At 66.2% G+C, this 4537-nt stretch carries 6 protein-coding genes and 2 pseudogenes; 3 read left to right on the top strand and 5 right to left on the bottom strand.

All coding sequences use genetic code 11. The features are described 5' to 3' along the window. Positions 1-427, bottom strand: a 427-nt coding sequence (locus AOK03_RS09355; protein WP_157868898.1) for a transposase, incomplete at its 3' end; no start/stop codon positions are given. Between the two features lie 315 nt (positions 428-742). On the opposite strand from AOK03_RS09355, the gene AOK03_RS09360 reads away from it, so the two are divergent. After that, on the top strand, positions 743-1219 hold the full coding sequence (locus AOK03_RS09360; protein ID WP_157868899.1) for a hypothetical protein: 477 nt from the start codon (positions 743-745) through the stop codon (positions 1217-1219). 162 nt (positions 1220-1381) lie between these two features. Next, the gene (locus AOK03_RS09365) at positions 1382-1627 is read left to right on the top strand and encodes a hypothetical protein (protein ID WP_055564716.1); all 246 of its coding nucleotides are present in this window, start codon (positions 1382-1384) and stop codon (positions 1625-1627) included. A 161-nt stretch (positions 1628-1788) separates the two neighbouring features. On the opposite strand, the gene AOK03_RS42485 is transcribed toward AOK03_RS09365, so the two are convergent. From AOK03_RS42485 to AOK03_RS43890, 4 genes and pseudogenes are all read right to left on the bottom strand, one after another. Next, positions 1789-1968, bottom strand: a complete 180-nt coding sequence (locus AOK03_RS42485) for a hypothetical protein (RefSeq protein ID WP_055564717.1) — start codon at positions 1966-1968, stop codon at positions 1789-1791. A 262-nt stretch (positions 1969-2230) separates the two neighbouring features. After that, a pseudogene (locus tag AOK03_RS41790) lies at positions 2231-3013 on the bottom strand (IS5 family transposase). A 65-nt stretch (positions 3014-3078) separates the two neighbouring features. Further along, a partial coding sequence (locus AOK03_RS43885) for a transposase family protein (protein WP_244177541.1) occupies positions 3079-3421 on the bottom strand: 343 nt, incomplete at its 5' end. Positions 3422-3423: 2 nt separating this feature from the next. Further along, positions 3424-3760 (bottom strand): annotated as a pseudogene (locus tag AOK03_RS43890) (helix-turn-helix domain-containing protein); the annotation flags it as partial. A gap of 327 nt (positions 3761-4087) precedes the next feature. On the opposite strand from AOK03_RS43890, the gene AOK03_RS09385 reads away from it, so the two are divergent. Further along, a complete protein-coding gene (locus tag AOK03_RS09385) occupies positions 4088-4471 on the top strand; it encodes a hypothetical protein (RefSeq protein ID WP_055564718.1) in 384 nt (127 codons plus the stop codon). Positions 4472-4537 lie beyond the last annotated feature (66 nt).

Genomic DNA, 4537 nt, shown 5'->3' on the forward strand with positions numbered 1-4537 from the left:
GGTGGTGTTTGCTGCCCGGCCTGCCCCGGTCGACGGGGCTTCGTCCGGTCTTGGAGCCCCCTTTTAACGCCCGGATGTGGGAGCCGTCGACGGCCGCCCGGGAGAAGTCCAGGGCGTCCACACTGCGCAGCTTGACCAGGAGGACCTCGTGCAGCCGGGGCCACACAGCGGCCTCGGTCCACTCGGCCAGCCGGCGCCAGCAGGTCATGCCCGAGCCGAAGCCGAGTTCCTGCGGCAGGTGTTCCCAGGCAATCCCGGTGCGCAGGACGAACAGGATGCCCTGGAACACCAGCCGGTCCGGATGCCGCTTGCGCCCGGGGTGCAGTGCCCGACGCTCGACCTTGGGCAGCAGTGGCTCGTCCACCCCCCACAGCTCGTCGTCGACTTCCCACGGCTTCGGCCGAGCCACCCAGCACCCCCAGATCATCCGCCCCGGAGTGATCCAAGCACCCTGAAGATCATTTTGTTAGGAGTTCTAAGAGCCCGTCTCGGAACCCTCTCAGATGGTGCTAGGGCGGTCTCTCAGGAACGGCTAGAAGCCACCTGAGTTCCGTTTTGCAGCTGTATGACTGAAGGGAAACCCTATCGCGTTGAAGGTATTTCCGATGCCGCATTGTGAGCTACTTCATGGCGCGTTCACCGAGCCCATGATCAAGTAACTCTAAAGAGCGTGAAAGCGGCGCATTTCTGTCAAAAGTTACGGCCGCTTCATGTTGCGCGAAAAGACGTAAGGAGAATTTACGTGAAGCGTAATATCCTGCGAGTAAGTGCGGCCACCGCGATGGCCGCAGTCGCCTTTGGTGTTGCGGAGCCGGCCGCTTCGGCTGTTGAACATCACCGCACTGAGAACCTCGTCGCCGCCGCGGAGGCCGGGGCTGAGTTCGGAGCCGCCGAAGCCCGAACCCTGCTGAACGTGCCCAAGTTCCGCGCCGAACTCGCCCCCGAAGCCGAGGCCGCCCTGCATGCCGTGGCCGACGGCAGCGCTACCCAGGAAGAGCGCATCGCCGCCCGTGCGTCCGCCGTCAGCACGTTCTGGAATCTGCTCAAAAAGGCTGGTCCGTCCGTCGTCAAGTCGGCAAAGAAGGCAGCCGGCAAGTTCGCCACCTTCCGGAACTGGGTCAACGGCCTGTCCTGGTACAACCCGATTAAGCTGGCCTGGCAGGCTGCGGGTGCTGAAACTCAGTACCAGATATGGAAGTACGTCCACGACCACATCTGACGCATAAGCCGTAGGGGCCGAATACGCTCCCCGTATTCGGCCCCTCGGTTGTTCATCTGTTCATCGCCGTCGGCTGCGGAAAGGCCTCGACCTATGAAACCCTCGCGCCCTACTCATCCCGATATTGCGGTCGGTTCGTCGCCCGGAAACCGCACTGAGACCGTGATCGGCACCCTTCTGCTCACGGCTTTCGTCGGCTTCCTATGCCTGTTCGTCGAGGACGTCCGGCACAATGACGCTCTTGCCGCTACCGGCCGTGTCCTGCACTGGGCTGGGGGAGCGGGCATCATCGCCACCATCATCATCACCCGTACCGTGTTGCGGCGCTGGAAGTCGGGGTTCGACTGGATTTTTGCCGCGATGTGGACCCTCCTCACGATCCTGACCTGGATGAACGGGGACCTTTGATCCAGCAGAGCCGATTTCACTGAGCGCTTCGCCCTGTGAGGCGTGTTTGGTCCGGGGGTCAGGTGCCGTGCCAGTTCGGGGTGGCTTGGCCGGTGATGCGACGGGCCATGAGGTCGATCATGGCGAGATGGGTCATGGCTTTGGACCGGTGCGGGAGGGTTTCATAAGAAGTCGTCGCTACCGGACCGGCCGCCGTGATCCTGCATCGGGCATACCTCCAGGGCTCCGTCGCCGATGATGAACTGACTCTTCGACAACTTCTCGACCGCCTCACGCAGCCGTGCCAGGATCCGCTCGTACTGCACCACGCTGACGCTGCCGACCTTTTCCGAACTGGGCACCACAACTCACCCCCTGTCAGGCTGGAGCACGGCGCCCGCAGCCGTGAAGAGGAACCCCGACCCGCTCTGTACCGGCAGAATCCGCCCGCCAACCCGCCCCGCAAAGGCGTACCGACACGGTGCGCGGAGCACCCGCAAGCTCTCCGTAAGACCCGCTGCCGGGCTGCTGCGAACGGAGAGCTCTGTGTGTATCAGGCCCTCCCCCCCCGTGGCGCGTGTTCGAGATCAACAGGGGTTCAAAGATGGTCTCTAAGACGCTGTTTCATTTGGTGATGCGGCGGTGGCATATGAGGGTTGCCGCGATGGCGGTGAAGGCGAGGAAGTGCTCGGGCTTGCGTGCGTAGCGGCGGTGGAGGCGCCGGCATCCGGACAGCCAGGACACGGTCCGTTCCACGACCCAGCGGTGCCGGCCCAGGCGTTCGGAGGACTCGGTGCCCTTGTGGGCGATGCGGTGGCGGATCTGCCGTAAGGAGAGCCAGCGCCGCAGGTGGGGATAGTCGTAGCCCTTGTCGCCGTGGAGCTTGGCGGGCCGCTGGCGCCGGGGGCCGCGGCGGGAGCGGATGGGCGGGATGCCGCGCACCAGCGGGATGAGCGCCTGGCTGTCGTGGAGGTTGGCGGCCGAGATCCCGAGCGAGATCGGCAGGCCCTGCCGGTCGACGATCAGGTGGATTTTCGGTCCGCTCTTGCCGCGGTCGGTCGGATTCGGTCCCGTCAGCCGCCCCCTTTGAGGGCACGGACACTGACCGAGTCGATCGCACACCACGACCAGTCCAGCTCCCCGCGAGAGCCGACGAGTTCATCGAGGACCAGGCGGTGGAGCTTGGCCCACACTCTCGCCTCGGTCCACTCGGTGAACCGGCGCGGTCACCCCCGACAGGCCGAAACCGGGCGGCAGTTGGTGCCACGTGCATCCCGAGGTCGCCACGAAGATGATCGCGGCCAGTACCTCCCGGTCACCGCACCGGCGCCGGCCGCCGCCCTGCGGGCGCTCCGGAGCCGGCGGCACCACCCGCTCGAACAACTCCCACAGGCTGTCCGGCGCCATCCGCTCAACAAGAGAGGCAGTCACCACCCCAGACTGCCGCAAGATCACACCAAACGAAATGGCATCTAAAGACTGTCGGTATGGGGCGGGAGGTATCCGGTGAGGGCCATGTTGTGGAGGCGTGCGGTGCCGAGGATGGCCTGGTGAACGCCGCTGCCCTTGGGGCGGCAGTCCCGCAGGATTTTCCAGTTCTTCAGCCGGGACAGGGCGTGCTCGACGCGGGCGCGGGCCTTGCGGTGCACCTTGTTCTCGGCTTCCTGCTGCGGGCTCAGGGCTTGTTGACCGCGTCGACGGCGGTGAGGGATGAGCAGGCCGGTGCCCTGGTAGCCGCCATCGGCGATCACGGGGACGCCGCGGCAGGCGATGTCGACGCCGGATTCGGTGAAGGCCCGGCAGCCGTTGCGGCTGNNGCGGTCCCGGGTGGGGACCAGGGTGCGGTCGACGATATGGACGGTGTCCTCGCGCTTGCGGCGGGCCGGTGAGATCGCCGGCAGCGGCGCGAGGTGGTCCATGATCCGGTCCGCGGCCGACTCCGAGATCCCGAACAACGGGGCAACCTGCCGCAGCGTCAGGTTTGTGCGCCAGTAGGTGGCCACGAGCAACACCCGCTCTTCCAGCGGCAATCGCTACGGCCGGCCCCGCTGCACATCGCCGCCGCGACGTCGGCACCAGCGCGACCAGCCGGTTGAACTGTGCCGGACTCAGCCCGGTGAACGGCTCGATCCACCAACGCCCCAGCAACCGCATGAGTTACGGGACAACCTCTAGGCGGGATCGCGCCGGACCAGCGCCTTCGACCTCCTTCGGTGGCAATCCAATTCGCGCCGAGAAGCCACAAGAATGCAGTTCAACACCCCTCCTGTGATCTGCGAATCTGGCCTGAATCGCACTGCGGATGGCCGGATGGACGCCGTCTCGGCCGACGGCGACCTGTCGGCAGGGCGAGAACACAGACGGATGGCGGCATCCGGCCCGCTGACGGGCCGGGCCGACTCCTCGCCCAACAGTTCGCGTTGTTGACTTGCAGTGAGGCCTCCGCCGCAGCCGTCCGCTCTAGGCTCACGATCCATGGCAATGGATGACTTGACCGACGGCGAGCTGTGGCCGGTTCCGCCGGCCTGGCTCATGGCCTGCGACCGGTGCGCGCAGCTCTTCCAGCGGATGATCGACACCCGAGAGGCCGTCACAGAAGCCGAGCTGACCTCGCCTGCCGGGGTGGACTGCGACCCGTTCGACTCGGGGCTCTCCGCGCAGCTGGCCTTGGGCCAGCACATGGCGCGCGAACACGTCGAGCTCCTCCCGGACTTCGAGCCCGCGTGCCCGCGATGCGCGACCTGCCGTGAGGATCTAGGGCGGCCGGCCATGTCGGACGGAAGTGTCGGTCGGGCGGCCACGGCGGCGGCTGAACATCGGGCCAGACATCTCATCGTCCCGCCCGTGCTTACTGAGCGGCTCTGATCAGGTCGCCTCGTGGTGATGCGCGCCCGCCCCAGGTCCACGTCGTCACGTGCCTGAGGTGCACGC

This window comes from Streptomyces atriruber (assembly GCF_001418325.1).
In the GTDB taxonomy this organism is placed as follows: domain Bacteria; phylum Actinomycetota; class Actinomycetes; order Streptomycetales; family Streptomycetaceae; genus Streptomyces; species Streptomyces atriruber.